The 25,215-nt window shown below is 64.9% G+C and carries 26 protein-coding genes; 3 read left to right on the top strand and 23 right to left on the bottom strand.

Going from position 1 to position 25,215, the window contains the following annotated elements; genetic code table 11:
* Positions 1-53: 53 nt before the first annotated feature.
* The 3 genes from glyS to recO form a co-directional block, all read right to left on the bottom strand.
* A complete protein-coding gene (gene glyS, locus GPICK_RS13555) occupies positions 54-2,117 on the bottom strand; it encodes a glycine--tRNA ligase subunit beta (protein ID WP_039744062.1) in 2,064 nt (687 codons plus the stop codon).
* 129 nt (positions 2,118-2,246) lie between these two features.
* Positions 2,247-3,116 (bottom strand): glycine--tRNA ligase subunit alpha, encoded by an 870-nt coding sequence (gene glyQ, locus GPICK_RS13560; RefSeq protein WP_039744064.1) that lies wholly within the window; start codon positions 3,114-3,116, stop codon positions 2,247-2,249.
* 130 nt (positions 3,117-3,246) lie between these two features.
* Positions 3,247-4,005: a DNA repair protein RecO gene (gene recO / locus GPICK_RS13565; protein WP_039745789.1), complete on the bottom strand. Its 759-nt coding sequence runs from the start codon at positions 4,003-4,005 to the stop codon at positions 3,247-3,249.
* A gap of 303 nt (positions 4,006-4,308) precedes the next feature.
* On the opposite strand from recO, the gene GPICK_RS13570 reads away from it, so the two are divergent.
* Positions 4,309-5,550, top strand: coding sequence for a porin (locus GPICK_RS13570; RefSeq protein ID WP_039744066.1), 1,242 nt, complete (start codon positions 4,309-4,311; stop codon positions 5,548-5,550).
* 87 nt (positions 5,551-5,637) lie between these two features.
* Here GPICK_RS13570 and GPICK_RS13575 read toward each other — a convergent pair whose 3' ends face one another.
* The 15 genes from GPICK_RS13575 to GPICK_RS13640 all read right to left on the bottom strand — a co-directional run bounded on the left by GPICK_RS13575 (position 5,638) and on the right by GPICK_RS13640 (position 17,956).
* Positions 5,638-6,081, bottom strand: a complete 444-nt coding sequence (locus GPICK_RS13575; RefSeq protein WP_039744067.1) for a tetratricopeptide repeat protein — start codon at positions 6,079-6,081, stop codon at positions 5,638-5,640.
* A gap of 234 nt (positions 6,082-6,315) precedes the next feature.
* On the bottom strand, positions 6,316-7,407 hold the full coding sequence (locus GPICK_RS17860) for a dihydrofolate reductase (protein ID WP_052263441.1): 1,092 nt from the start codon (positions 7,405-7,407) through the stop codon (positions 6,316-6,318).
* Positions 7,408-7,528: 121 nt separating this feature from the next.
* Positions 7,529-8,401, bottom strand: a complete 873-nt coding sequence (locus tag GPICK_RS13590; RefSeq protein ID WP_039744069.1) for an EamA family transporter — start codon at positions 8,399-8,401, stop codon at positions 7,529-7,531.
* A gap of 203 nt (positions 8,402-8,604) precedes the next feature.
* On the bottom strand, positions 8,605-9,252 hold the full coding sequence (locus GPICK_RS13595) for an SAM-dependent methyltransferase (protein WP_052263442.1): 648 nt from the start codon (positions 9,250-9,252) through the stop codon (positions 8,605-8,607).
* 26 nt (positions 9,253-9,278) lie between these two features.
* A complete protein-coding gene (locus GPICK_RS13600) occupies positions 9,279-9,680 on the bottom strand; it encodes a hypothetical protein (RefSeq protein ID WP_039744071.1) in 402 nt (133 codons plus the stop codon).
* Positions 9,677-10,267: a DNA-3-methyladenine glycosylase I gene (locus GPICK_RS13605; protein ID WP_039744072.1), complete on the bottom strand. Its 591-nt coding sequence runs from the start codon at positions 10,265-10,267 to the stop codon at positions 9,677-9,679. Before GPICK_RS13605 ends, GPICK_RS13600 begins: the two co-directional genes overlap by 4 nt.
* A gap of 28 nt (positions 10,268-10,295) precedes the next feature.
* A complete protein-coding gene (gene tsaA / locus GPICK_RS13610; protein ID WP_039744075.1) occupies positions 10,296-10,814 on the bottom strand; it encodes a tRNA (N6-threonylcarbamoyladenosine(37)-N6)-methyltransferase TrmO in 519 nt (172 codons plus the stop codon).
* 86 nt (positions 10,815-10,900) lie between these two features.
* The gene (locus GPICK_RS17430; RefSeq protein WP_144400103.1) at positions 10,901-11,299 is read right to left on the bottom strand and encodes a hypothetical protein; all 399 of its coding nucleotides are present in this window, start codon (positions 11,297-11,299) and stop codon (positions 10,901-10,903) included.
* Between the two features lies 1 nt (position 11,300).
* Positions 11,301-11,600, bottom strand: a complete 300-nt coding sequence (locus GPICK_RS17865) for a hypothetical protein (protein ID WP_236685569.1) — start codon at positions 11,598-11,600, stop codon at positions 11,301-11,303.
* Positions 11,601-11,708: 108 nt separating this feature from the next.
* On the bottom strand, positions 11,709-12,368 hold the full coding sequence (locus GPICK_RS13615; RefSeq protein ID WP_052263443.1) for a hypothetical protein: 660 nt from the start codon (positions 12,366-12,368) through the stop codon (positions 11,709-11,711).
* A gap of 202 nt (positions 12,369-12,570) precedes the next feature.
* Positions 12,571-13,152: a DUF4337 domain-containing protein gene (locus tag GPICK_RS13620; RefSeq protein ID WP_201773198.1), complete on the bottom strand. Its 582-nt coding sequence runs from the start codon at positions 13,150-13,152 to the stop codon at positions 12,571-12,573.
* A gap of 214 nt (positions 13,153-13,366) precedes the next feature.
* On the bottom strand, positions 13,367-15,721 hold the full coding sequence (locus tag GPICK_RS13625; protein WP_039744077.1) for an endonuclease MutS2: 2,355 nt from the start codon (positions 15,719-15,721) through the stop codon (positions 13,367-13,369).
* A 19-nt stretch (positions 15,722-15,740) separates the two neighbouring features.
* Complete coding sequence (locus GPICK_RS13630) at positions 15,741-16,106, bottom strand: peptide chain release factor family protein (protein ID WP_039744079.1); 366 nt, start codon at positions 16,104-16,106, stop codon at positions 15,741-15,743.
* Between the two features lie 24 nt (positions 16,107-16,130).
* Positions 16,131-17,045, bottom strand: a complete 915-nt coding sequence (locus tag GPICK_RS13635; RefSeq protein ID WP_039744081.1) for a TraB/GumN family protein — start codon at positions 17,043-17,045, stop codon at positions 16,131-16,133.
* Positions 17,042-17,956 (bottom strand): DMT family transporter, encoded by a 915-nt coding sequence (locus tag GPICK_RS13640; protein WP_144400104.1) that lies wholly within the window; start codon positions 17,954-17,956, stop codon positions 17,042-17,044. Before GPICK_RS13640 ends, GPICK_RS13635 begins: the two co-directional genes overlap by 4 nt.
* A gap of 162 nt (positions 17,957-18,118) precedes the next feature.
* On the opposite strand from GPICK_RS13640, the gene GPICK_RS13645 reads away from it, so the two are divergent.
* Positions 18,119-18,748, top strand: coding sequence for an O-methyltransferase (locus tag GPICK_RS13645; RefSeq protein WP_039744084.1), 630 nt, complete (start codon positions 18,119-18,121; stop codon positions 18,746-18,748).
* Positions 18,749-18,779: 31 nt separating this feature from the next.
* On the top strand, positions 18,780-19,193 hold the full coding sequence (locus tag GPICK_RS13650; protein WP_039744086.1) for a hypothetical protein: 414 nt from the start codon (positions 18,780-18,782) through the stop codon (positions 19,191-19,193).
* A gap of 4 nt (positions 19,194-19,197) precedes the next feature.
* Here GPICK_RS13650 and GPICK_RS13655 read toward each other — a convergent pair whose 3' ends face one another.
* From GPICK_RS13655 to GPICK_RS13675, 5 genes are all read right to left on the bottom strand, one after another.
* Positions 19,198-20,067 (bottom strand): L,D-transpeptidase family protein, encoded by an 870-nt coding sequence (locus GPICK_RS13655; RefSeq protein ID WP_236685570.1) that lies wholly within the window; start codon positions 20,065-20,067, stop codon positions 19,198-19,200.
* Between the two features lie 41 nt (positions 20,068-20,108).
* Complete coding sequence (locus tag GPICK_RS13660) at positions 20,109-20,837, bottom strand: DUF4197 domain-containing protein (protein ID WP_039744088.1); 729 nt, start codon at positions 20,835-20,837, stop codon at positions 20,109-20,111.
* Positions 20,838-21,028: 191 nt separating this feature from the next.
* Positions 21,029-22,054 (bottom strand): GGDEF domain-containing protein, encoded by a 1,026-nt coding sequence (locus GPICK_RS13665; protein WP_039744090.1) that lies wholly within the window; start codon positions 22,052-22,054, stop codon positions 21,029-21,031.
* A 70-nt stretch (positions 22,055-22,124) separates the two neighbouring features.
* Positions 22,125-24,908, bottom strand: coding sequence for a DNA polymerase I (gene polA / locus GPICK_RS13670; RefSeq protein WP_039744092.1), 2,784 nt, complete (start codon positions 24,906-24,908; stop codon positions 22,125-22,127).
* Positions 24,909-25,088: a hypothetical protein gene (locus GPICK_RS13675; protein WP_039744094.1), complete on the bottom strand. Its 180-nt coding sequence runs from the start codon at positions 25,086-25,088 to the stop codon at positions 24,909-24,911.
* Positions 25,089-25,215: the final 127 nt, after the last annotated feature.

The following is a 25,215-nucleotide window of genomic DNA, read 5'->3' on the forward strand; positions in this document are numbered from 1 at the left end:
GAGTCAAGTGGATTTAGGGAAAATAAAACATTAAAAAAGCCGCCTAGCGTGAGCTAGGCGGCTATCTTGGCGAAGTCGGCGATGGAGCCGAAGAGCCTCGCGATCCCTGTCAGGAGCGCCAGGCGGTTGAGCCTGACCCGTTCATCCTCGGCCATGACCATGACCTTGTCGAAGAAGTCGTCCACCGCCCCCTTAAGGGCGGCGATGCCGGCGAGGGCCGCCAGGTAGTCGCCGGCGGCGGTGCGGGCTTCCACGTCGGCCCGGACGGAAAGGAGCGCCTTGTGGAGCTCCCCTTCGGCCGGCTCCTGGAAGAGCGCGGCGTCCACCGGGCGATCGATCCCCTCCTTGACGATGTTGCAGACCCGCTTGAAGGCGACGGCCAGGGGCTCGAAGTCGGGTCGGTTCTTGAATTCAGCCAGGGCCGCGATCCGGGCGGCGGCATCGACAAGGTCGCCGCAGCCGGCAGCCACCGCCGCGTCGACGGCATCGACGGGATAACGGTCGGCCATGAGATTCACGAAACGCCCCCGGAAGAACTCCAGGACATCGCCCCTGACCTCGGCGGCGGGGCGGATGAGCTTGGCGGCCAGGAGCTCCAGCGCCCGGTCCACTGCTGCGTCCAGGGAGAGGCGGTACCCCTTCTCGAGGACGATGTTGATGATCCCCAGGGCCGACCGGCGCAGGGCGTAGGGGTCGGCGGAGCCGGTGGGGATGAGCCCGACGCCGAAGCAGCCGCAGATGGTGTCGAGCTTGTCAGCCATGGAGACGAAGGCGCCGATGTCCGATGCCGGCAGCTCTCCCCCCGCCTGGGTCGGGAGGTAGTGCTCGGCGATGGCCGCGGCCACCTCGGAGTTCTCCCCTTCCAGGAGGGCGTACTCGCGCCCCATGATCCCCTGCACCTCGGGGAACTCCCCCACCATGCCGGTGACGAGGTCGGCCTTGCAGAGGAAGGCGGTCCGGGCGACCTGTTCCTTCACCGCAGGGTTCAGGAGCGTGGCAAGCCCTTCAGCGAGGGCCCGGAACCGCTCCATCTTCTCGTAGGAGGTGCCGAGCTTCTGCTGGTAGACCACGTTTTTCAGCGACTCGACGCGGCTCGCAAGCTTCACCTTCTGGTCTTCCTCGAAGAAGAAGCGGGCGTCGGAGAGGCGGGCGCGGAGCACCCGCTCGTTCCCCTTGACCACCACGGAGGGGTCTTCGGTCAGGGTGTTGTTGATGGTGATGAAACCGGGCATGAGCCTGCCGGCGTCGTCGACGATGGAGAAGTAGCGCTGGTGGCTCCGCATGGAGGTGATGAGGACCTCCCGGGGGACCTTCAGGAACTCCGCCGGGAAGGTGCCGTGCACCGCGCTCGGGTATTCGCAGAGAAAGGCCACCTCATCCAAGAGCCCCTCGTCGGGGAGGAGGTGCCCGCCGGCGGCCTTGGCCACCCGGTGGATCTCCCGGCGGATGGTCTCTTTCCGACGCTCCGGATCGGGGATCACGAAGTGGCGCTCGCACTCCTCCAGGTAATGGGCAAAATCGCGGACCGGGAACGGCTGGTTCGCCATGAAGCGGTGCCCCCGGGAGACGTTGCCGCTCTGGACGGCGCCGAAGGCGAACGGCACCACGATGCCGTCAAACAGCGCCACGACCCAGTGAACCGGCCGGGCGAACCGGACGTCGTAATCGGCCCAGCGCATCGACTTGCGGAACGGGATGGCGGTGATGACCCGCGGCAGGATCTCGGCCAGGAGATCGGGGACCGGCCGGCCGCTCTCCTTCTTCACCGCCGCCACGTACTCTCCCTTTTCCGTCGCCACCAGGGTGAGGTCCGACACCGCCACCCCCTGCCCCCGGGCAAACCCTTCGGCCGCCTTGCTCGGTGAGCCGTCGGCGGAAAAGGCGATGTTCTTCGCCGGCCCCAGCGCGGTGATCTCCGCATCGGGCTGCACCGCCGGGATCTCCTTCACCACCAGCGCCAAGCGGCGCGGCGTGGCGAAGCTCTTCACCTCGCCGAAGCCAAGGCGGGCGGCGGTCAGCTCCTTCGTGACGAGGGCCTCCAGATCGGCCATCGCCTTGGGGAGGAAGCCGGCGGGGATCTCTTCGGTGCCTATTTCGAGAAAAAGCTCTTTGCTCATTCTTGATTCCTTTCAATACAAAATCTGCCACGGAGGCACAGAGACACGGAGGATTTACAGAGAATACTCAAACGAATCGGGGGTGTTCTCCGTGCGTTCTCTGCGTCTCTGTGGCAGGTTGTATTACTACTACTTCTTCAGCAGCGGGAAGCCGAGCTTCTCACGCAGTCTCAGGTACCCCTCGGCGCAGAGGCGCGCCACGTTCCGCACCCGACCGATGTAGGAGGCGCGCTCGGTGACGGAGATGGCCCCCCGGGCATCGAGGAGGTTGAAGGTGTGGGAGCATTTCATGACGTAATCGTAGGCGGGGAGCACGAGCTCGCGCTCCACCAGCCGGATGCACTCCTTCTCGTACATGGTGAAGAGCTGGAGGAGCATCGCCACGTCGGCCTCCTCGAAGTTGTAGGTGGAGAACTCCACCTCGCCCCGGTGGTGGATGTCGCCGTAGCTGACCCCCTTGATCCACTCCAGGTCGTAGACGTTGTCGACCCCCTGGAGGTACATGGCGATCCGCTCGCAACCGTAGGTGATCTCGGAGGAGACCGGCTTCAGGTCGATACCGCCCGCCTGCTGGAAGTAGGTGAACTGGGTGATCTCCATCCCGTCGAGCCAGACTTCCCAGCCGAGCCCCCAGGCCCCCAGGGTCGGCGACTCCCAGTCGTCCTCCACGAAGCGGATGTCGTGCTTCGTCGGGTCGATGCCGAAGGCCCGCAGCGAATCGAGGTAGAGGTCGAGGATGTTCACCGGCGACGGCTTCATGATGACCTGGAACTGGTAGTAGTGCTGGAGGCGGTTGGGGTTCTCGCCGTAGCGGCCGTCGGTGGGGCGGCGGCTCGGCTCGACGTAGGCGACGTTCCACGGCTCGGGGCCGAGGACGCGGAGGAAGGTGGCGGGGTTGAAGGTACCGGCACCCTTTTCGGTGTCGTAGGGTTGCTGGATGACGCATCCCTGCTTGGCCCAGTACCCCTGGAGGGAGAGAATCAGGTCTTGAAAGGTCAAGGGAGTTCCTCCACTGGCATAAAAAATAAGAACTACTTTATCCAGCGTAAACCGAATTTGGCAGAACTGAAAAAGCGTCCAAGTTACGGGCAATTAGAGTCGAAAAGATTACAACGTCCGCGGGGGTGTGTCAAGGAATAATCGGGACGGAGGCCAGATCAGCCTCGATCTGGCGCAGGAATGCGAGGGAATTCAGGGGGCGGGTCAGGTGGGCGGCGATGGCGCCGTCGAGGAGCTCCCCCGCCTCGCGCAGGGCCGCGGGGGGGAAGGCCACGGCGCCGAAGCGTCCTGTCGCGAGGCAGAGCCCCAGGAGCCGGACGGTTTCCGGTCCGATGATGGTGCCGACCCTGCCGCACCGCGCGCAGAGGACCACCCCCGCCGGCCCGCAGCGGCGCGGCGCATCGGGCGGCAGCTCCGCGCCGCAGGCACCGCACTGCTCCAGGGCGAGCCGGTACCCGAGGATGTTGAGGAGATTCGCCTCGAAAAAGCGCCGGGCGGAGGGTTCCCCCTCCCCGTGCTCAAGATGCTCCAGGTAGGCGGTGAGCAGGCGGAAGAGCCGGGGATAGGGAGCGCCGTCCGGCAGGAACCGCTCCGCCACCTCCACGGCATAGCCGGCAAGGCCGATCTTCCGGAGATCCGCCCGGATGCGGGGATAGAGGGAGACGATGTCGGCCCCCCGGATTGACGAGAGCCCCTCCCGCACCACCAGCTCCACACTCAGGCGGGCAAAGGGGTCCAGCGCCCCGCCGAAGCGCCGCATGCTCCGCTTCGCCCCCTTCGCCACCCCCCGCACCTTGCCGTGTTGCAAGGTGAAGAGCGTGACGATCCGGTCACTCTCCCGGTAATCCATGGCGCCCAGGACGATGGCTTCAGAACGGCTCGCTTCCATGGCGGACACGGTAACATCGCACCTCGTTCCCCGTCAACGGCCGCCGCAAGATTGGACAGAAATAATCCGCCGCCCCCTTGACGCATGCGGCCGAGTCATGTTAATTGAAAAAGACTTTCATTTTTACCACAAACACCGGCACCGCAGCGGTTCCCGCAAACCCCACCATAAATCGCTGTCCAGGGATTCGTGCACCCGACAATTGAACATGAATTTCATTTTCTTGGTTTCCAATCGACAGGGGAGAACTGCCAGTTGCCCCCCTGTCGGCAATGCACACCCATCAAAGGAGGAATCAACACCATGAAGAAACGCTTCATCATCCCCGCAGCCGCCATGTTCCTGCTCGCCGCGGGCACCATGGCCAGCGCCGCAACGGTGGACGAGCTGCAGCGCCAGCTCGACGAACTGACCGGCCAGGTCAGAACGCTGCAGGCCGAAAAGGCCGCCCCCGCCGCCGATGCCGCCCCGGGAGACGGCTACCTGAAGAAGGTCTGGGACAAGACGAGGATCGGCGGCTATGGCGAGCTAGCCTACATTTTCAAGAAGGAGAACGGCAACGGCAACGGCGGGAACACCTTCGATCCCCAGCGGTTCGTCCTGTACGTCAACTCCGACCTGGCCGACTGGATCACCCTCAATACCGAGCTGGAATGGGAGCACGGCGGCACCGACGGCGGCCCGGACGGCGGGATCTCGGTGGAGCAGGCCTTCCTCGACTTCAAGTTCACCAAAGCATTCAACGTCAAGGCGGGGGTCATGCTGGTTCCCCTGGGGGCCCTCAACCTCTACCACGAACCGGTCAACTTCAATTCCACCGAACGCCCCCAGCTCGACCGCTACCTGATCCCGAGCACCTGGCAGGAGATGGGAATCGGCATCCACGGCGCCCTTGGCGACAAGGCGGACTACCAGCTCCTGGCCACCCCCGGCCTTGACGGGACCAAGTTCGCCGCCGAAACCGGCGTCAGGGAGGGCCGGCAGAATTTCGGCAAGGACAGCAACCGCAACGTGGCGGTCACCGGCCGCCTGGAAGTCCGGCCCGTCACCAACCTCTATACCAACGTCTCCTTCTACACCGCCAACGCGGCGCCCAGCGGCACCCCCACCGCCTACACCACCATCCTCGCCTTCGACGGCAAGTACCGCATCAGCGACTTCGAGCTCGCCGGCGAGTACGTCCAGGTCATCCAGGACAAGCCGGCGCTCCTGGCGAGCGACATCGGTCACCGGATGTCGGGCTACTGGGTCGAGGCGGCCTACCACCTGATGCCCGCAGCCCTGAAGAAGGGGAAACTGGCCGAGGCCGACCTGATCGCCTTTGCCCGCTACTCCGAATTCGACACCCAGCAGGGGAGCATCGCCGACCCGACCAGGGCAAGCGGCCGGTATGACCGGAACTACACCACCTTCGGCTTCTCCTTCAAGCCGGTTCCCACCGTCGCCATCAAGGCCGACTACCAGCTCTACGACGACCACCGCCGGGGGGGTGAGACGGCTCTGGACAACGACAAGTTCCAGGTATCCCTCGGCTTCGTCTTCTAGCTCCGGCAGCGGTTCTGCGTCTCAAACAAAAAGGGCGTCCGATCATCCGGACGCCCTTCTTCTTGCGTAGTATCTTCCCCCCTCGCGCTACCGCAGTCCCAGGCGGGCCATGACGATCCCCACATACTTGTTGAGGGGATGGTTGCGCGGCAACGACGGAATGGGCGGAGGCTTCCTCAGGCCGACCTTCTCCAGCTCGGCCACAATCTCCTCGTTCCGGCCGTACTTCAGCCCCTCCCGGAAGGTGTCGATCGCCTCCCCCCTCCGGCCGGCCAGAAGGTAGATTCGCCCGAGATTCAGATAATGAACGGCATTTCCCGGCTCGCCGACGATGGACTCCCGGGCGAGCTCGACGGCATCCTCGAACCTCCCCCGCGTCCGTGCCTGGCACAGCGCCAGATATGAGCAGGCCTCCGGGGTCAGATCCATCTCCGCCGCCCGCTCGAAACAGGTGCGGGCCAGATAGACATGATCGTGCCCCAGCGCCTCAACCCCTTTGGAAAACCACTCCACAGCCTCCAGTGCTGCCATGATACGCCTCGCCTTCGTGACTCCTGTCGCATGATCGGGTCATCGGACCCTGCCCTCACCTTTCAATAATCAGGCCAGAACGCACGTCCGTCGATCCGCCGGAGGCCGAAAGGATGCAGCCCCCCCTCCCGACGGCGATCCCTGCGCCAGGGCGTACCGCAGGCACCAGGAGCAGGGGCACGCCAAATGGCCGACCTCCTTCGTAACCCGGGCAAATAGCGTCATTTCGCCCCCTCACCCTCCTCCGTCGAGAGACCGCTTCAGTTCCTCCAGGAACCGCTCCTCATCCTCGAAGACGATCGCCCGCCCCCCCCGGCTCTCGGCCCGCACCACATTGGCGAGCATGTCGTCGACGAAGAGCGCCTCCCCGGGGGCGATTCCCAGGCTGAGGGCCACGTCGTCGAAGAGGGACGGATCCCGCTTCCCCTTGCCGAGACGGTAGCTGTTGAAGACCCGGTCGAACTCCCGGAAGACGCCATCGCGCCGGTCGAGGAGCTCCAGCCAGTCGGTCTGGTCGCTGACGATGGCGGTAAGGTACCCCTGGCGGCGCAGTTCCCGGACCGCCTCCATCATCCGGGGGCGGAGGACGAAACGGGCGAGAATCAGGCCGGCGAGTTTCCGATCGCTCCCCCGGATGCCGGTCCGCTGCCGCATAAGCCGCCAGAAGGCGGCCTCGTCCCCCCTGCCGACGACGTAGCCGCTCTCGTAGACCGCCTCCATTCCCGCGCCGTGGAGGGCGATGGGGTCGAGCCCCTGCTGCCGGGCGAGCTCGAAGAGCCCCTCCCGGAACCCCTCCTCCGCCAGAACGCCGCCGAAGTCGAAGAGAACGGCCCGGATCGGGGGGCGCCCCGCCCCCCTTCTCCGCTCCAGGGTGACGAAGGCGTGGGGGGGGTCGCCGGCGGCCTCGTCCCGCGCCACTTCGACAAAATCGGGGGGGAGTTCGGGGAAGGTGGTATCCCCCGGATAGTCGCCGTGGATGACGGTGAGATGGATGCGGTCCGCCCGCGACAGCGCCTCCCGGTAGACCTCACCGCCGCCGCAGATGAAGAGCTCGCCGGCGTCACCGGCCAGCGACAGGGCATCGGAGAGGCTTCGGGCGACCAGCACCCCCGCCGGCCCATACCCCGGACGCCGGGAAAGGACGATGTTCAGCCGCCCCGGCAGGGGACGACCGATGGCCTCGAAGGTAGTGCGCCCCATGACGACCGGGTGCCCCATGGTGATGGCCCTGAAGCGGGACAGGTCGTCGGGGAGATGCCACGGCATGGCCCCCTCCCTGCCGATGATGCGGTTATCGGCCATGGCCGCAATGAGGGTGATGATCATGTTCGCTCCGTCCCGCAGAGGAATCGGCGTGCCGGGAGCTCCCCGTCGCCATGCAGGCAGGATAGCACGTTTCCCGATGGTGACAACACGGCCGAATGGGGCCTCCCCCCGGCGGAAGGGATCACCCGAGCCGGATCAGCACGGCACCGGCCAGGGTCAGAAGCGCCGCCGCAAACCGGATCCGGCCGCACGACTCGCCGAGGAAGAGAATGCCGATGAGCACCCCCACGAGGATGCTCACCTGGCGCACCGGCACGGCATAGCTCATGGGGGAGAGGTTGAGACCGTAGCGAAAGGTGAGAAACGACGCCATCATGATGGGGCCGCTGACGAGGATGAGCCCCCAGTGCTCCCGCAGTTCGGCGGCGATGTGGGGGCGGTAGCGGGAGCGGAGGAGATTGAAGGTCATGAGCCCCAGCATGATCAGCACGAGAAAGTAGGTGAAGTAGAGGGGGGAGTAGTGCCGGACGCCGGTCTTCTCGGCGATGGAGCCGAGGGAGTAGATGAACCCCGCCGCCAGGGCGTTGCGCACCGATGAGGATGCGAGATTGCGGAACGGACGGAGGAACTCGGCGAGGGATACCCGCTCCATCTGCACCGAGTAGGCCCCCAGGATCACCAGCAGGATGCCGGCGATCCCCGGCGGCGTCAGCCGCTCGCCCAGGATGCTCATCCCCCAGACCGGCACGTAGATCATGGAGGTCTGGGAGAGGGGATAGACCACCGACAGATCGCCCCCCCGGTAGGCGCGGCCGTTCAGGAGATGATAGAGGACAAAGCAGGCCGCCCCCGTCGTCACCAGCATGAGGGTGGTCTGGTCGGGCCAGCGGAACCGCTCCGGCACCAGCGGCAGGGTGACGGTGAAGAGCCCGCCGGAGGCGACGAACATCCACCAGATGAAGACCGTCTTGTGACGGCTCCGCTTCACCAGCAGGTTCCAGAGGGCGTGCATGACGGCGGAGATGACGATGAGGGTAAAGGCGAGGGTGCTCACCCGTGTAAGTATAGCTAAATCAAAATTTTAGCGATAGTAAAATTTGCCCATTGCTGAACCGGCACGTAGAATCAGGCAGCAACGCCCCATCTCTTCACGAATAACTCTGCGCAGGGTCTCTTCCAAGGCACCCGAACCCTTCGTCTCGCAAGGCATCGTTAATCAGCGTCTGATACCCTTTGCCAGCCGCTTCCGCACGGTTGCTAAACTCTTCGGGCACGGCAATGGTAATCCGTGTTTTTGCCGACTGCGGCACGACACACGATTTGCACGACAGCCCCCCGTCCGGTGTGGAGGCGCCCCTCCACCACGTCCCGCTCCACCTCGCGCCCCTGCAGGAACTCAAGGCCGGCCAGTTCTTCCCGCAGCCCGGCCAGCGTCATCATGAGCTCTTCCGTCGGCGGACCGCCGGTCCGAAGCGCCAGTTGCGCCGGCGTGTACGCTTCCAGCACGAAGATCCCGCCGGGACGAAGCCCCTGAACGACCTGCCGGTGGAGCGCCCTCCGCATGGCAGGCGGCAGATGGCAGAAGATCGAGACGATGGCGTCCCACCTCCCCGGCTCGATGGCAAAGTCGGCCAGATCGGCCGTCACCGTCTCGATCCGCACCCCGCTCTCCTCCGCCAGGCGCGCCGCCTTGGCCAGCCCCACGGCGGACGAGTCCACCGCCAGCACCCGGTGCCCCCGCTTCGCCAGAAAGACGGCGTTTCTCCCCTCCCCCTCGGCGAGGCAGAGGACATCTCCCGGCGGGAGCAGATCGCTCACCCCGGCGAGGAACGCATTGGGCTCCCTCCCATAGACGAAATCCGCCGTATCGTACCGTTCGTCCCACTGAGTCATTTTATCGGACATTTCCCACTCCCTTCCCCTCCCTGCTGCTACCCGAGCCCCCGCAACCGGGCGGCCAGGTACGGCGCCGCCGCGATCACCAGGAGCACCACCACCCAGAGGTTCCCCGTCAGCACATTGTACGCCTCCAGAAGCTTCGCCCACGAATGCCCCATGACGCAGCGGCCGAAGAAAAACTCGAAAAAGACCGTCATCACCAGCCATCCCCCGCCCACGAGCCAGTAGCGGGACGGCCTGAGCACCCCGAGGGAAGGGATGAGGAGCGCCGTGACGGCAACGATGAGGATGCCGAGGGTGACGCCGCTCAGCGGGAGCGCCACGCGCTGGCCCAGCAGCGGGTTCAGGACCTTCTCGCGCAGGCCGCCGTTCAGGATTCCCAGCGGGACGAACAGAAGCCAGATGCCGCACCCCTTCAGTACCGGCGAAATCACGGCGCGCTCCCCCCCGCAGAGAGCTTCCGGATGTCGTCGTAGCGGTGACAGTGGACCGTGTGGTCGTTCACCATGCCGACCGCCTGCATGAAGGCGTAGCAGATGGTGGACCCCACGAAGTTGAACCCCCGCCGCTTGAGGTCCCGGCTCATGGCGTCGGACTGCTCCGTGCGGGCCGGCACCTCCGCCAGGGAACGCCACCCGTTCTGTCGGGGGGGATGGTCCACGAAGCGCCAGAGGTACGCGTCGAGGGAGCCGAACTCCTCCCGGATCGTCAGCACTCCCCGGGCGTTCCGGATGGCCGATTCGATCTTCAGGCGGTTGCGCACGATGCCGGCGTCGGCCAACAGCCGCGCCACGTCGGCCTCGGACCACGCGGCGACGGTCTCCGCGTCGAAACCGGCAAAGGCCCGGCGGTACGCCTCGCGCTTACGCAGAATCGTCAGCCACGAAAGCCCCGCCTGGGCCCCCTCCAGAACCAGCATCTCGAAGAGGTGCCGGTCGTCGTGCGCCGGCACCCCCCACTCCTCGTCGTGGTACGCCACGTAGAGGGGGTCGGTGCCGCACCATTCGCATCTCGGTGTCATGTCATGCTCCTGCCGGTTCACGTTGCAATTACCGGGGTTTTCGCGGCCCCGGCGCGGAACGGCGCCCCAGTTGTGCGTCCAGTTCGTCGATCCAGCCGGCCCGGGAGTCCGGAAAGGCATCCGCGTAAGGGACGTACGGTTTGATATCCAGAACGGGGGTGCCGTCCAGGAGATCCACCCCCCGAAGGTACAGCGTCCTGCCGTCGACCCGCTCCAGCCCCACCGCCGACAAGCCGATAGAATTGGGGCGATGGGGAGAGCGGGTGGCCAGGACGCCCCGCTTCGGTCCACCCCGGGGGGGCTTGACACTGCTTTTCCACCCCTCGCTCAGATGAAAGGCGAAGATGAGCCAGAGCCTGTCGAAGCCGTTCAGATCCTGAACAACCTTCTCGTCCAGCCACTCCTGAAGCTCCAGGGTGGCCAGCGCCAGCCCCCCGGTTTCCGTCCCTTCCACCACCGTGCTTTGGTGGGGTGCATCAATGCGGCGGGAATAGGGAGATCGCAGGATGCCGATGGGGCGATAGGTGAAATGAGAGTTTTGGGTCATGTCAGGTGGCTTTCCGATAAGCAATGGTTGGTGAAACACGCCATAACGGCGTGGGGGCGCGTCAGCGCCTGTGTGCCGCCACCTGGTTACCTCCCTTTTTCTTCAACTACCTTGGAGGTCTTTAGTTTTATAGTCTTGCCTTTTTTCTTCAGAGTGTGTCTTTTGACTAAAGACATTAAGAAACAAAATAAGAACGCAGCCAAAAAGAGAAATGTCGAAACCAAAAGTAGCTTTTCTTTTTCTTTCGATGTTTCTTGTATGTATGCGACAAGGAACCCGACAAAAATAGAAAACCCTATACTTGAACAAAAAAACCAAATTTCATAGTCTGCTAGACTGCTTGCATCAACCATTTTGATTTCAATGCTTTCAGGAATCGACAATGAAATATTAAAGTCGCCAGTTGTTGGCTCTTGCGATGCTTCAGCAGTACTATATTGCTCGAATTCATCATGTTCAGGACGAAGATGACTATTTTCTTTCATGTTAGTCCTCCGTCCTTTTTTCTATTTTCGGCCAAAGTGATTTGGGTAGCCAGCCACTATAACTGCCACCCTCCATCGCAGGAGACATTATGAAGTTGACCTTCTTCGGATTGTCTCTGCAAACAGAAACTAGATCATCTCTAATCTGTTTTCTATCCTCTGAACTATATATTTTGACAATATATAATGTCGTCAAAGGCTTGACCCAAGAGTATCCACTGAGGCACCCTTTCATCTTTTCATTCAATTCTTTCCAATTAGCACCATCAGCTTTTATGTCCCACGAAATAACGATGTGCATTATGAACCACCTCTTTCTTCAATCTTCATGTTCATTCCTCCCAAGATAACGCAACAAGCCTGACCGGCGGATTTCAAGGCCGGTCGTGGCGCTGGTTGTAAGTCGCCTTCATATTGTTATGTCATGATCTTTTCTGTATTGAGCCACAATTTGTGGGTTCTCCTTGGTGATGATCCATCCTTGAATGTGCGCAAAAAGCACTTGTGTGGCTTCAATGAAGGCATCAATAACCTCTTCCCATATCTTTTCTGGCATGTTTTCATCTGTCGCACCAATACAGATGCCCACTGAGTTTTCTTCTTCCTTTGGCTCTGTAAAGGTGCAGAAGATATGCTTATCGGACAAATGTATAAACCCTGATGATTCCTTGTAAACACGCTTCACCCACGGATATTTCTCCGACATCATTTCTACTAAATGGGCGTCGTGCATAAGTTTGTCATTGCGATCTTTCATTTTCTTTACAGGAGTGCCCTTTAAGATTCTTTCTGCGTACTCGTGTGGGTTTTTTACAATGAAAGCCCCATAGAAACGAATACAGTTGTCAAGTTGTAGCCGTAACAGCGGAGCAGCACAAACGTAGTTGCGCTGTTCAACGAGGGAGGTGAATCCTGTTATCAAGGCCATAGACCGCTTCAAAACTGCATTAGCCAAAATGTCAAGCGGGTACAGCGCACCACCATAGGCAAGGAGCATCTTTTCTCCGAGCTTTAAATGGAGATCTAATCCAGTGCGCAGAAAGGCTATTCTTTTTTCGATTCCGTTCACTTTCCTCTTTCCTTACAACTCGTTATTGAGCAGTTCACGCGCGCACGTGCGTGAACTGGTGATCTACCCAAAAGGGACATTTCTTCAGGTGGATAAAAGCAAGTCCGTCTCCTGCCTTACCCTCCCACCATGAAGGGGTCGCGGGCGGCGATGGCGGCGAGGTAATGGTCGTCGCGGTCGGTGATCACGACTGCGCCTCGCCTCAGGAGAGGAGCTTCGTCAGCCAGTCGGGGTGGAGCGACAGCCCCATCAGTCCCGCCATCCCCATGACGCCGCCGAAGCCGGCGAAGACGAGGGAGAAGCGGAAGAGCCAAAGGTTGGCGGTGAGGGCCGTCACCGCCAGGATCGCCAGGGAGATGGAGAGGAGGGCGTCGGAGAGGTCGAACTGGTCGTCCCGGAAGTTGAGGTCGTCATACTGCTTTTCGAACCCCTTGGCCTTCTTCATGATCGTCTCGCTCTCGGCCTGGTAGCGGGCGATGGTGGCGGCGTAGCCGTTCTCCTGCTCCGCCAGGGCCGCAGCCCCCTGGGGAGGGACCGCCAACCGCAGGGCCCGTGCCTGGTTCAGACCGAGCTCGGAGAGGTGGAGCTTGAGCTTCTTGGCCTGGTACTCGTTCCAGGTGTCCACGGCGTCGGACTTGGCCTGGAGCATCGCCTGGACGATGTTGTCGTCCTTGATCTTGGTCACCGCCATGAAGGCGGAGATAAGCGCCACCGCCACGGCGACGCGGTTATTGAGCCGGTTGCGGGATTCGGCCGCGGCGAGCCGTGCTTCCATGGTTTCCATTGCTGTCGACTCCTCGGGCAGGTTCATATTTCATCATCAAGACAAGTTATTCCACGATGCAATCAACATGATACCAATCGCACCTGGCTCATCGGTTGCCCCTCACCCGGCCTTCGGCCACCCTCTCCCCCAGGGAGAGGGTTTGACGTTCCCCTCGCCCTGAGGGAGAGGGCTAGGGTGAGGGGGGACGTGTCGGCGTAAAGGCCCTTTGGAATTACCGCATCATCACCACCGTGGCCCCCTCCCCTCCTTCGAAGGGTTCGCCGGGGCGGAATTCGAGCACCAGCGGGTGGCCGTCCAGGTACTCCCGCACGGCCCGCATGAGGGCGCCGGTCCCCTTGCCGTGGACGATCCGCACCTCGCGGTACCCCTCCAGGGAGGCGTGGTTCAGGAACGGCTCCAGCCGCCCCAGGGCGTCGTCCACCCGGAGGCCGATCAGCTTCAGTTCGCGGGCGGGCTCCTGTTCCGGCGCCATCTTCCTGCCGGAGCCGGGCCGGATCTTCGCCTCCGCCGCCTTTCCCCGGCGGGGGGCCACGTCGGCCGCCGCCACCTCCAGTTCCATGGCGCCGGCCCGCACCCGCAGCCGCCCGTTCCGGCGGTCCACGGCGGTGACGGTGCCGTCGTGGCCGATCCCCTTCACGAAGACCGTATCCCCCTCGCTGATGGTGTCGAGGGAGAGGGTCTCCTCGGGGTGGAACTCCTGCAGCTTCGCCTCCATCAGGGCCTCGGCCTCGTCGATCTTTTTCCGCGCCTCGCGGCTCTTCTCCCGGCGGGCTTCCTCGATGATGGCGTTCACCTCCCGCCGGGCGGTGCGGACGATCTCCTTCGCCTCCTGGAGCGCCTTTTCCTGGGCCTCGCGCCGCGTGGCATCGGCCGCGATCAGGCGCTCCCGGACGAGGCGGGCCTGACTCTCGGCATCCCGCCGCAACCGCTCCGCCTCGGCCAGCGCCTCCTCGTGGCGCCGACGCTGCTCTTTCAGTTCGGCCAACAGTTCGTGGAACTCGGTCTCCATCCGGCCGAGCATCCCGGTGGCGAAATCCACCACCCGATCGGGGAGGCCGTAGCGGCGGGCGATCTCCAGGGCGTGGGACTGCCCCGGCTCCCCCTTCTTGAGGCGGTAGAGGGGGGTGAGGGTCGCCCGGTCGAACTCCATGGAGGCGTTCACCATGCCGTCGCGCTTGTGGACGAAGCCGACGATGTCGGTGAGGTGGGTAGTGGCGATGACCAGCGCCCCCCGCTCCTGCAGGTCGGCCAGGACGGCGCAGGAGATGGCCGCCCCCTGGACCGGTTCGGTGCCGGTGCCGAGTTCGTCCAGCAGGACCACGGTCCGTTCGTCGGCCCGGCCGAGGATCCCCGCGATGTTGGAGACGTGGGCCGAGAAGGTGGAGAGGCTCTGCTCGATGGACTGCTCGTCGCCGATGTCCACCAGGAGGTCGGAGATGAGGGGGAACGACGAGGTGGAGACCGCCGGCACCGGGATTCCCGCCAGCGCCATGAGGTGGAGGAGGCCGGTGGTCTTGAGGGAGATGGTCTTGCCGCCGGCGTTGGGCCCCGTTATGACCATGACCTGATCGCCTTCCCCAAGGGCAAGCTCCAGGGGAACGACCCGGCCGGCCTCCCGCTCCCGCGCCATGAGGGCCAGCAGCGGGTGGCGCCCTTCGTTCACCCGGATGAAGCGGGCGTCGTTGATTCCGGGGGTCTCGGCGTTGAGGGAGTCGGCAAAGGAGGCGACGGCGTTCAGGAGATCCAGGCAGACCAGGGTGCGGAACTGCTCCTCCAGGGACTCGGCCTCCTGGCGGATCATCCGGCAGATGGTCCGGACGATCCGGATCATCTCCGCCTTCTCCTCGGCCACCAGGTTCTCCAGCTCGTTGGCGAGGCCGATGATCTCCAGGGGCTCCATGAAGGCGGTCTCGCCGGAGTTGGAGACGTCGTGCACCACCCCCGGCACCATCCCCTTGGAGTCCATCCGGACCGGGATCACCCACCGCCCCCCCCGCTGGGTGATGAAGTCGTCCTGGAGGAACGAGGTGACCCCCGTCTCCCGGACGATCTCGGCCAGCCGCCGCCGGATCCGCTCGGTGAGGGAACGCTTCCGCTGGCGCAGGTCGTGGAGGAGCGGTGAGGCGGAATCGAGGATCTCCCCCTCGGAGTCGATGGATACCTCCAGCTCGTCCAGGATGTCGGGGAAGCCGGTGAGGTGGCCGGCCAGCTCCTTCAGGAGCGGGATGTCCGCGCGGTAGGCGAACTGCTTGGCGATGGCGGTGATGATCCGCAGGACCGGGAAGAGGACCACGAGTTCCGTGGGGTCCAGAACCGCCCCCTCGGGGCGGACTGCAGCCAGGAGCGGGGCGATGTCCTCGAAGGAGGCCAGGGGGAGCGCCAGCCCCGACTGCACCATGCGGCGGATCTCCCCCACCTGACCGAAGCGCCGGGCAATGGCCTCGCCATCCGCCAGGGGGCGGATGAGGGCGATCTCGTCCCGCGTGGCGTCGCTGTGGGCGGAGCCGGTGATTGCCGAGAGGATCTTGTCGAATTCGAGGGTGCGGAGGGTTTCGTGCCTGATCATCAAAAAATCCTTTTAACTTTTAGCCATTATTTTCGTATTTCCCACTGGCGCGCCGCTTACGCCGCGCCTTCTGCTTCTTCAGCTTCTCCGTCCTGGCGTCCCGGGGCGCCTCCCCCTTCAGGAGCCGCTCGATCCGCTCCAGCAGCTCCCGTCGGGCGAGGAAGCGGTTCACCGACTGGCTCCGGTCCTTCATGCACTTGACCTCGATGCCGGTGGGCCGGTGCCTGATCTGGACGCAGGTGGCGGTCTTGTTGACATGCTGCCCCCCGGCGCCGGAGGAGCGGACGAAGTGCTCGTCGAGGTCGCCTTCAGTCACCCCGAGCTCCGCCATCTTCTCGCGGAGCCAGCGGTTTTTCTCCTCGCTCACGGCAAAGGTCGTGGTCATGGCATCACGCTTCCGGCCGCGCCGCTACTGCTGCTCGACCCGGTACCCCTTGCGACGCAGCAGCTCCACGATCCCCCGGGGCCCCACCAGGTGCGCCGCCCCCACCACCACGAAGACCGGCTCCTTCCCCTGCATCCGGCGCTCGATGGCGGCCGCCATGGTCCGGTTGCGGGCAAAGATCAGCTTCTCGAAGAGCGGCTCCAGGGAGCGGTCGCGCTTCAGCTCGCCGAGGGCCGCCTCCTCCAGGGCCACGGCATCGCCGCTTCGCCACGCCCGGTAGGCGGCGTCGATCTTCTCTCCCCCCTCGCGCATGGTGCTGACGAGGAACAGCTCCTGCTCCCGGGGGGTGAAGCTGTCCAGGAGGGAGAACTGGTAGTCCACCGATTCCAGCTCCACGATCTGCTTCTTCCCCTTGGCCTTGCGGGTGAAGTAGAGGTCGACGCCGTTGCCGACCTCGTACCCCTGTTGCTGCACCTCCAGGAGCGCGATCATGGTGGCGGCGAACCACGGCTTGAAGCCGGCGAAAAGCTCGGGGATCACCCCCCGGCCGGCCAGGTAGTCGTTGTACGAGCGGCAGGTCTGGGCCGAGACGTGGTTGCAGAGGGTGTCCCCCTCCGGGAGCATCCCCCGCTGCTGGACCGCCCCCACGGCCTGCTCCGGAGAGACGGCGGTCAGGTCGGCCTCCACCATGAGCGCCCTGGAGCGGGCGAAGCTCTCCTCCACCACCGGCGGCAGGGGGTAGGCCCCCTCCTTTGCCGCGTGGAACGAGCCGAAGAGATAGGCGGTCCCCTGCTTCCCCTGCACCTTCCAGAGAAGGGTGCGGGCCGAGGCGGGAAGCGCCGGGAGAAGGGCGAAGAGAGCCGCCAGGAGCACAACGGCAGCAACGGAGCGACGCAAGCGATGGGTTTCGGTCACGGTTGTCTCCCGGGTCTCGTTCATTCACCCTCCTCCGCTTCGCCGGCGGCGCCGAGGCGGTAGAGGATCCGTTGTTTATGCTCCACGTACAACCGCACGAAGAGCGGTCCGGCCACGGCGAGGAGGATCAGCATGCAGCCGAAGAACTCCCGCGGGGTGAGGCGCTCTCCGAGGATGAAGACCCCGGCCAGCATGCTCCAGACCGGGTCCATGGTGTAGATGAGCCCCGCCTTTGTCGGGGTGGTGTAGCGCTGGTAGGTGTTCTGGAGCGTGAAGCAGATCACCGTCGGGAAGATGGCGCAGTAGGCGAGGGACCACCCCCCCGCCGCCCCGATCCGGAACGCCGGCCACGGCATGGCCAGGGTGATGGCCCCCCCCACGCAGGCGACGGTGGCGAACTGGACGAAGGTGACGAGGTAGACGTCCTCGTCCCGCAAGACCCGCGACACCGTGATGATATGGACGGCAATGAAGAGGGCGCAGACCGTGGAGAGGAAGTCCCCCCGGTTGAACCCCTCCGCGCCACCGCTGGCCAGGAACCAGAGCCCCGCCACGGCCAGGGCGACCCCGCCGAAGGTGACCCGGTCGACCCGCTCGCGCCAGACGAGAAACGAGAGGAGGGGGATGAAGATGACGAAGAGGTTGTTGAGGTACCCCGCCCGGGAGATGGTGGTCCCCGAGACGCCGAGGACAAAGGAGAGATTCACCGCCGCCAGGGCCACCCCCACCACCGCCCCCCGCCTGACGATCTGGCGGTTGAGGCGCCCCAGGCGCGGGATGCAGACAATCCCCATGAGAAGCGCCGCCAGGGCGAAGCGGAAGAAGAAGAAATGGACGGGGGGTATCTCCCGCATCCCGATCTTGTTGAAGAGGAAGCTCCCCCCCCACAGGAGCGTGGTGAAGACGAGGATCGCCGTGATTTTTCCCTGCGGCATCGGTGCCGTTTCGCGCGCGTAAGACATTGCCCTATTAAAGACGGCGGGGGTCCGGAAGTCAACAGGCGTGTTCTCCCGCCGTTGCGGTTCCCCCCCGAGGTGCTAGACTTGTTGGGTTGGACTGCTCCAACGAAACTCCCCGACCCACGGGAGGTAGCGCCGATGATCCCGATCACCGATCCCCGCATCGAAGAGTACCTGCGGGGCCTCGCTCCCGAAGACGACACCCACCTCATCGCCATGGAGCAGCGGGCGAAGGAGCTGGCATTCCCCATCGTCGACCGCCTCGTGGGGCGGCTCCTCTACCTCCTCACCCGGCTCCGGCAGCCCCAGCTCGTGGTGGAGCTCGGCTCCGGCTTCGGCTACTCCGCCTGGTGGTTCGCCCGGGCGGTCAGCATCACCGGCACGGTGGTCATGACCGATCGCGACGGGGCGAATCTCGACTACGCCCGCACCATGTTCCGGCAGAACGGCCTCATCGACCGGCTCGAATTCCGGGAGGGGGACGCCCTGGAGATCGGCCGGGAGTACCGCGACATCGACATCCTCTTCATCGACCTCGACAAGGAACAGTATCGCCTGGCGGCGGAGACGATGATCCCGCGCCTGGCGAAAAACGCCCTCCTCATTGCCGACAACGCCCTCTGGTACGGCAGGGTGGCGGAGGGGGGCGACGACCCCGAAACCCGCGGCATCCGGGAATTCAACGACTTCATGTGCCTCCGGCGGGATTTCTTCACCACCATCATCCCGCTGCGGGACGGGGTGATGCTCGCCTATCGCCTGTCATAGCGCCGGCACACGACACCAGAAAGGAAGAGCAATGAAACGAATCGTCTCTGCGGCAGTCATTCCGCTCCTCGCCCTCACGGCGGGGTGCGCCACCAAAACCTTCGTCCAGGAGCAGACCGCTCCCCTGGCGGACCGGCTCGGCGGGCTGGAAAAGCGGCTGAGCACCATCGAGGCCCAGGTTGCCGAGCTGGCGAAGCGCCCCGTGGTCTCCCCTGCCGACCTCGACGCGGCGAAGCGCGAAAGCGCCGATGCCCGCGCCCAGGCCCAGCAGGCGGCCCAGAGCGCCCAGGGCTCAGTGGGGGCGGCCACCGCCGCCGCGGGCCGCTCCGAGGCAGCGGCATCCCGGGCCGAGGCAGCCGCGACGAGGGCCGAAGGGGCCGCCCAGCAGGCGGAAAATGCGGCGGGAAAATCGGTGAAGGCCTTCGAGCTCCAGCAGAAGAAGTAACCGTTCACCGGCCGATATCGACCGGCACCCCGCGCTTCTCGGCCAGGGCCCGGAAGAGGCGCGCGACGTCCACCCGAGCGAGGGCATCCCGCGCCAGGAGGAGGCGGGTCGCCTCCGCCGCGTAGTCGACCTGCGCCCCGTCGTCACGGTGGACCTCGATGAGGAGCCGCCCCTCCAGCACCGCCACCTTCACCGGCTCGCGCACGATGGCGACCGGCGCCCCGAGGGGGACCAGGCGGAAGAGGACGGGAATATCCTCCGGGTAGAGGCGGATGCAGCCGTGGCTCACGGCGCGCCCCACCCCCCACGGCCGGTTGGTGCCGTGGATCATGAGTCCGTCGCTGGTAAGGCGCAGGGCGTGGCTTCCGAGGGGATTGTCGGGGCCGGGGGGGACCACGGCGGGGAGACGGGGCTGCTCGCGCCGGATGGAGAGGGGGACGTGCCAGGGAGGGTTGGCCCGCTTTTCCGTCACCCGGTAGCTGCCGGGAGGGGTCTCCTTCCCCTCGCTCCCGGTGCCGACCGGAAAGGTGGCGACGAGGGAGGGGCCCGAGGCCGGAACGAAGTAGAGGCGGAGTTCGGAAAGATTCACGACGATCCGCCCCGGCATCAACGCCGCCGGCACGACATGCTCCCCCGGGATGGTGACGGGGGCGCCGGCGGCAGGGACGAAGGGATCGATGCCGGGATTGGCCGCCGCGATCTCGTTGAAACCGAGGTCGTGGGCACGGGCGACCTCCAGGAGCGATTCGCCCGGCTGTGCCGTCCGGTGGGAACTCCGCCCCACCACCGCGCCCCCCGTCGGAAAGACGGACGCCTCGCCGGGAAGGCCCCCCAGAAGCGCCCCCACGCCACCAGCACCACCCTCCGGCCCCACCGTTTCCCGATAGCGACACAGGGAGACGTCATCCCTCTCTCCTACTGGCCGAACACCTTCCGCAGCAGGTCCGTGGTCCGGGCCGTCGGATCCGTCCGGATCTTTTTCTCTTCGGCACCGATCATCGAGAAGAGGCCGTCGAGGGCCTTGTTGGTCACGTAATCGTTGAGGTTCAGGGATTGGGTGCCGGTCAGGGCGGAGACGGGAAGCGCCTCGTACTGGCCGATCAGGTTCTTGTAGGCACGGGCGGTCCCCACCTGCTCCATGCTCGTGGCCACGGAGGGTTTGAACGCGTCGAAGAGCTTGCCGCGGGTCTTCTTCTCGAAGAAGTTGGTGGCCGCCCGGTCGCCACCGGAGAGGATTCCCTTGGCGTCCTCCACCGACATCTGTCGGATGGCGTCGCCGAAGAACCCCGCCGCCTTGGGGGCCGCCTTCTCCGCCGCCCGGTTCATGCTGAGCACCAGCTCGTCCACCTGGCTCTGGTAGCCGAGGGTGCCGAGGACGCTGGCGACCTTCTGGATCTTGTCGGGAAGGAGGATCTTGATGAGCTGGTTGCCGAAGTAGCCGTCGGGTTTCGCCACCTCCTTCACCGCCCGCTCGGTGCCGGTGGCCAGCGCCTCCTTCAGCCCCTTGACGACGGTGGAGTCGTCGAGGGAACTCCCCTGCACCGCGGGGAGCAGCTCCCGGGTGAGATCATCGAGGAACCCGGCCGCGCCGGCGGCGGAGGGGAGCAACAGGGCGGCGGCAACGAGCAGCGACAGACATTTCATGACGGCCTCCTTTCCGTGACCCTTCCCGGCGTGGGGAAGGTACGGAAAGTATGAAGCCTTTGGGAAACTTTGCAAGCGGCGGCGGGGATTGCCCGGAGGAATCGTCAGGGGAGCGGAAAAACGGCGGCGGAGGGGAGCCATGATCGGCTGGAACGTGGTGGCGACGGCGCGGAAGGATGGGGGCCGTCCCCTTACTTCAACACGACCTTGTTCTTGCCGGTGTATTTCGCCTGCATCAGGCACTCGTCGGCCAGCCGGATCAGAGTGCCGAGGGAGTCGTCGACGCTGGCCCCGAACTCTCCCTGGGCCGCGCCGATGCTGACCGTGGCGGGAACGATGCGGCCGCTCGCCTCGCCGATCCGCGCCCGGAGGTTCTCGGCCACGCTCCGAAGGGCTGCCGGCTCCACCGGCGACAGGAAGACGATAAACTCGTCGCCGTCATAGCGCCCCACCACGTCGGAGCGCCGCAGCTGCGCCGTGATGGTGTCGGCAACGACCTGGAGCACCCGGTCGCCGGCCTCGTGCCCCCGGCTCTCGCCGAGCAGCTTGAAGTAGTCGAGATCGATCAGCATCATCCCCGCGTTGCTCCCGGTGCGCTGGGCGGCGTGGGCAAGGGGGAGCACCTCGCGGAAGAAGGCTGCCCGGGTGAGGACGCCGGTGAGGGGGTCGAGGTGGGACTGGGCGGCCAGCTGCCGCGCCTCGTTCCAGAGGCGGAAGAGCGCCTCACCGAGGAGTTCGGACTCGGGGGTGGTCATGCAGCAGGAGCCGATGCCGTCGATGAAGCGGCGCAGGTAAATGCCGTAGCCGTGGTCGTTGGCATCTTCGCCGATGGTGTCCTTGACCATGCGGCAGATGCTGGCGAAGGCGGGGTGGAGGAGGCAGAGCTGGAGACGGAAGGCGAGGAGGCAGGCTGCTTCAGGGTTCGGGTCGCTGCGGTAGCGCTCGAACTGCTCGTCGATCCCCCGCTCGACCATCTCCAGTTCTTCCCTGGTCTCGGCCGGGCGGTAGATCACCAGCGGCGGCACGCTTCGGCTCTCCACGGCGCGGAGGGTGGCGATGAGGGTGCTGTGGTGGTTTGTCTGGGCCGCCACCGTCTCCCAGAAGTGCCGGGCGTCGCCGGTCTTCGCGTGGGTGGCGAAGGTGCTGAAAATCTGCGCCGCCTTCCTCTCCATGCTCAGACACGCATCGATGATCTCGTGAAGAATGTCGCCGGCCATGGGGCCTCCTCTTTCGATGTTGGGGGTCATGTATCGGCTCGGCCGCCGCTCTGTGGCGGAAGAGCCATATTTAATGGGCCTCGCTCCAGTTCCGCCCGCAGTTCACGTCGACCCGCAGCGGCACCCGCAGGGGGATGGCATGCTCCATCTCATGCTGCACGAGCTGTTCCATGGCGGTCCGCTCCCCTTCGGGCACCTCGAAGACCAGTTCGTCATGGACCTGCATGATGAGCCGGCTCCGCATCCCGTCGCGCCGCAGCCGCTCCGTCACCCTCACCATCGCCTCCTTGATGATGTCGGCGGCGGAGCCCTGGATCGGGTAATTGACGGCGTTGCGCTGGGCAAATGCCCGGATGTTGCCGTTGCTGCTGGTGATGTCGGGGATCGGGAGCCGGCGGCCGAGCAGCGTGGTCACGAACCCCTTCTCCTCCGCCTCCCGCACGCAGCCGTCCAGGAACGCCCGGGCTCCGGGGTGCCGGGCGAAGTAGTTGTCGATGAACTCCTTGGCCACTTTCGTCGCGATGCCGAGTTGCTTGGCGAGGCTGAAGGCCCCCTGGCCGTAGATGACGCCGAAGTTGATCGCCTTGGCCTGACGGCGCATCTCCGGGGTCACCATCTCGGGGAAGAGACCGAAGACCTCGGCGGCGGTGCGGGTGTGGATATCCTCGTCCCGGGCAAAGGCGTCGCAGAAGACCCGATCCTCCGAGAGGTGGGCCAGGACCCGGAGTTCGATCTGGGAGTAGTCGGCGGAGAGGAGGAGATGCCCCTCCTCGGCGATGAAGGCCCGACGGATCCGCCGCCCCTCCTCGGTCCGGACCGGGATGTTCTGCAGGTTCGGCTCCGATGACGAGAGCCGCCCCGTGTTGGTGACGGTCTGGTTGTAGGAGGTGTGGACCCTTCCCGTGGCCGGCTGCACGAGCTTCGGCAGGGCGTCGGTGTAGGTGGATTTCAGCTTCGAAAGCCCCCGGTACTGGAGGATGAGGGTGGCGATCTCGTGGCCGGCGTCGGCCAGCCGCTCCAGCTCCTCCACGTTGGTGGACCAGCCGGTCTTGGTCTTCTTGCCGGTGGGGAGCCCCATCTTTTCAAAGAGGACTTCACCGAGCTGCTTGGGGGAGTTGATGTTGAACGGCTCCGGCGCCAGCCCCGCGATCCGCCCCTCCAGCTCCGCAAGCTGCTTCCCGAAGCCGGCGGAGAGCTCCCCCAGGAGCGGGAGATCGAGCTTCACCCCGGCCAGCTCCATCTCGGCCAGGATCGGCACCAGCGGCATCTCCACCTCGTCGAAGAGGCGCTCCATCTTCATCTCCGCCACCCGCGGCAGGAAGAGGCGGTGGAGGAGCCAGGCTGCGTCGGAATCCTCGCAGGAGTAGACGGAAGCCTTCTCCACCGGCACCTGGGCGAAGTTCACCTGCTCCTTCCCCTTCCCCGCCACCTCCTCGTAGGAGATCATCTTGTGGTCAAGGAACTCCACGGAGAGGGAGTCGAGGCCGTGGCTGGAGCGGACCGGGTTCAGGAGGTAGGAGGCGACCATGGTGTCGCACCAGACCCCGGCCAGCCCGATCCCGTTACAGCGGAAGACCTGGTAGTCGTACTTCAGATTCTGCCCCACCGTGCGCACCTGCGGATCGGTGAGGAGCGGTTTCAGGGCGTCCAGCACCCGCTGGCGGGGGAGCTGCTCCGGCGCCAACACCACATCCCCCCTCCCCTGGCGGGAGGGGGGGAGGGGGAGCGTTCCATCTTCACTGCCACCCGCAGCTTCACCCCCACCCCGACCCTCCCCCGTCGAGGGGGAGGGAGAAATGACGACGTGCCCCACCGGGATGTAGCACGCCTCGTGGTCCCGGTAGCTCAGGGAGATGCCGACGATCTCCGCCTCCAGGGGGTTCAGGCTCGTGGTCTCCAGGTCCACGGCAAAGGTGCCGGCACCCTTCAAATCGGCAAGAAGCGCACGGAACTCCTCCTCCGTGGAAATCGTCCGATACTGCTCGGTGGAGAGGGTCGCCTCGCTGGTCAGCTCCTTCATGAGGGTGGTGAAGCCGTACTCCTTGAAGAGCTCGGCCAGGCGCCGGTTGTCGGGGGAGGATGCGGCGAAGGTCGCGAAGTCGAAGGTCATCGGCACGTCACGCACGATGGTGGCCAGTTGTCGCGAGAGGCGGGCCTGGTCGGCGAACTCCCGGAGCTTCTCGCCGGTCTTTCCCTTCACCTCGCCGGCCCGCTCCAGCAGGGAATCCAGGGAGCCGAACTCCTGGATCAGCTTCATGGCGGTCTTCTCGCCGATCCCCGGCACGCCGGGGATGTTGTCGGAGGTGTCGCCGGCAAGCCCCAGGATGTCGATCACCGCTTCCGGGCCGACGCCGAACCGCTCCCGCACCTCGGGGATGCCGGAGACCTTCTCCTTCATGGTGTCGAGGAGCGTCACCCGGTCGCTCACGATCTGCATCAGGTCCTTGTCGCCGGTGACCACCACCGCCTCCATCCCCCGCTCCTCGCACTCCCGGGCGATGGTGCCGATGATGTCGTCGGCCTCGTACCCCGCCAGCTCCAGCACCGGGATGTTGAACGCCCGGACCATCTCCTTGATGGGGGCGATCTGGGGGACCAGGTCGTCGGGCATGGCGGAGCGGTTGGCCTTGTAGTCGGGGTAGAGCTCGGTGCGGAAGGTGGTCCGCCCCACGTCGAAGACCACGGCGATATGGTCGGGCCGGCGGTCCTTGATCACCTTGAGGAGCATCTGGGTGAAGCCGTAGAGGGCGTTGGTGGGGAACCCCTTGGGGGACGAGAGGTGCCGGATGGCGAAGTAGGCCCGGTAGATGTAGGAGGAGCCGTCGATGAGGTAGAGGGTCCGGGGGGCGGGCATCTAGTTCCCCTCCGCTTCGCGGGTGAAGATGACGAAGGCCATGCTCGGCCGCCGGCTCGCCTCCCGCATGGCGAACTGTATCCCGTCCAGGCGCCACCCCTTGGCGGTCCACTCGTTCAGGACCTCCGCCACGGTGTCCTCCGTCACGGTACTCAGTTCGACAACCTTGTATGTCAGCACGCATCACCTCTGATAAGTTTTGGGGGAATAGTAGCCGATCTCACCCCGCGCTTCAAGGTATAAGCCGCAGAAAATCCCCCCGTGCGTCCCGTCCATCAAACAGTATAACTCATTAAAACAATTAGAA

Source organism: Geobacter pickeringii, assembly GCF_000817955.1.
Taxonomy (GTDB): domain Bacteria; phylum Desulfobacterota; class Desulfuromonadia; order Geobacterales; family Geobacteraceae; genus Geobacter; species Geobacter pickeringii.

Excerpts from the sequence above, each read along its gene's own strand:
- glyS (WP_039744062.1), bottom strand. The coding sequence starts at position 2,117 with ATGAGCAAAGAGCTTTTTCTCGAAATAGGCACCGAAGAGATCCCCGCC.
- recO (WP_039745789.1), bottom strand. The coding sequence starts at position 4,005 with ATGGAAGCGAGCCGTTCTGAAGCCATCGTCCTGGGCGCCATGGATTAC.
- GPICK_RS13570 (WP_039744066.1), top strand. The coding sequence starts at position 4,309 with ATGAAGAAACGCTTCATCATCCCCGCAGCCGCCATGTTCCTGCTCGCC.
- GPICK_RS13575 (WP_039744067.1), bottom strand. The coding sequence starts at position 6,081 with ATGGCAGCACTGGAGGCTGTGGAGTGGTTTTCCAAAGGGGTTGAGGCG.
- GPICK_RS17860 (WP_052263441.1), bottom strand. The coding sequence starts at position 7,407 with ATGATCATCACCCTCATTGCGGCCATGGCCGATAACCGCATCATCGGC.
- GPICK_RS13595 (WP_052263442.1), bottom strand. The coding sequence starts at position 9,252 with ATGTCCGATAAAATGACTCAGTGGGACGAACGGTACGATACGGCGGAT.
- GPICK_RS13605 (WP_039744072.1), bottom strand. The coding sequence starts at position 10,267 with ATGACACCGAGATGCGAATGGTGCGGCACCGACCCCCTCTACGTGGCG.
- tsaA (WP_039744075.1), bottom strand. The coding sequence starts at position 10,814 with ATGACCCAAAACTCTCATTTCACCTATCGCCCCATCGGCATCCTGCGA.
- GPICK_RS17430 (WP_144400103.1), bottom strand. The coding sequence starts at position 11,299 with ATGAAAGAAAATAGTCATCTTCGTCCTGAACATGATGAATTCGAGCAA.
- GPICK_RS17865 (WP_236685569.1), bottom strand. The coding sequence starts at position 11,600 with ATGCACATCGTTATTTCGTGGGACATAAAAGCTGATGGTGCTAATTGG.
- GPICK_RS13620 (WP_201773198.1), bottom strand. The coding sequence starts at position 13,152 with ATGGAAACCATGGAAGCACGGCTCGCCGCGGCCGAATCCCGCAACCGG.
- GPICK_RS13625 (WP_039744077.1), bottom strand. The coding sequence starts at position 15,721 with ATGATCAGGCACGAAACCCTCCGCACCCTCGAATTCGACAAGATCCTC.
- GPICK_RS13630 (WP_039744079.1), bottom strand. The coding sequence starts at position 16,106 with ATGACCACGACCTTTGCCGTGAGCGAGGAGAAAAACCGCTGGCTCCGC.
- GPICK_RS13635 (WP_039744081.1), bottom strand. The coding sequence starts at position 17,045 with ATGAACGAGACCCGGGAGACAACCGTGACCGAAACCCATCGCTTGCGT.
- GPICK_RS13640 (WP_144400104.1), bottom strand. The coding sequence starts at position 17,956 with ATGCCGCAGGGAAAAATCACGGCGATCCTCGTCTTCACCACGCTCCTG.
- GPICK_RS13645 (WP_039744084.1), top strand. The coding sequence starts at position 18,119 with ATGATCCCGATCACCGATCCCCGCATCGAAGAGTACCTGCGGGGCCTC.
- GPICK_RS13650 (WP_039744086.1), top strand. The coding sequence starts at position 18,780 with ATGAAACGAATCGTCTCTGCGGCAGTCATTCCGCTCCTCGCCCTCACG.
- GPICK_RS13660 (WP_039744088.1), bottom strand. The coding sequence starts at position 20,837 with ATGAAATGTCTGTCGCTGCTCGTTGCCGCCGCCCTGTTGCTCCCCTCC.
- GPICK_RS13665 (WP_039744090.1), bottom strand. The coding sequence starts at position 22,054 with ATGGCCGGCGACATTCTTCACGAGATCATCGATGCGTGTCTGAGCATG.
- polA (WP_039744092.1), bottom strand. The coding sequence starts at position 24,908 with ATGCCCGCCCCCCGGACCCTCTACCTCATCGACGGCTCCTCCTACATC.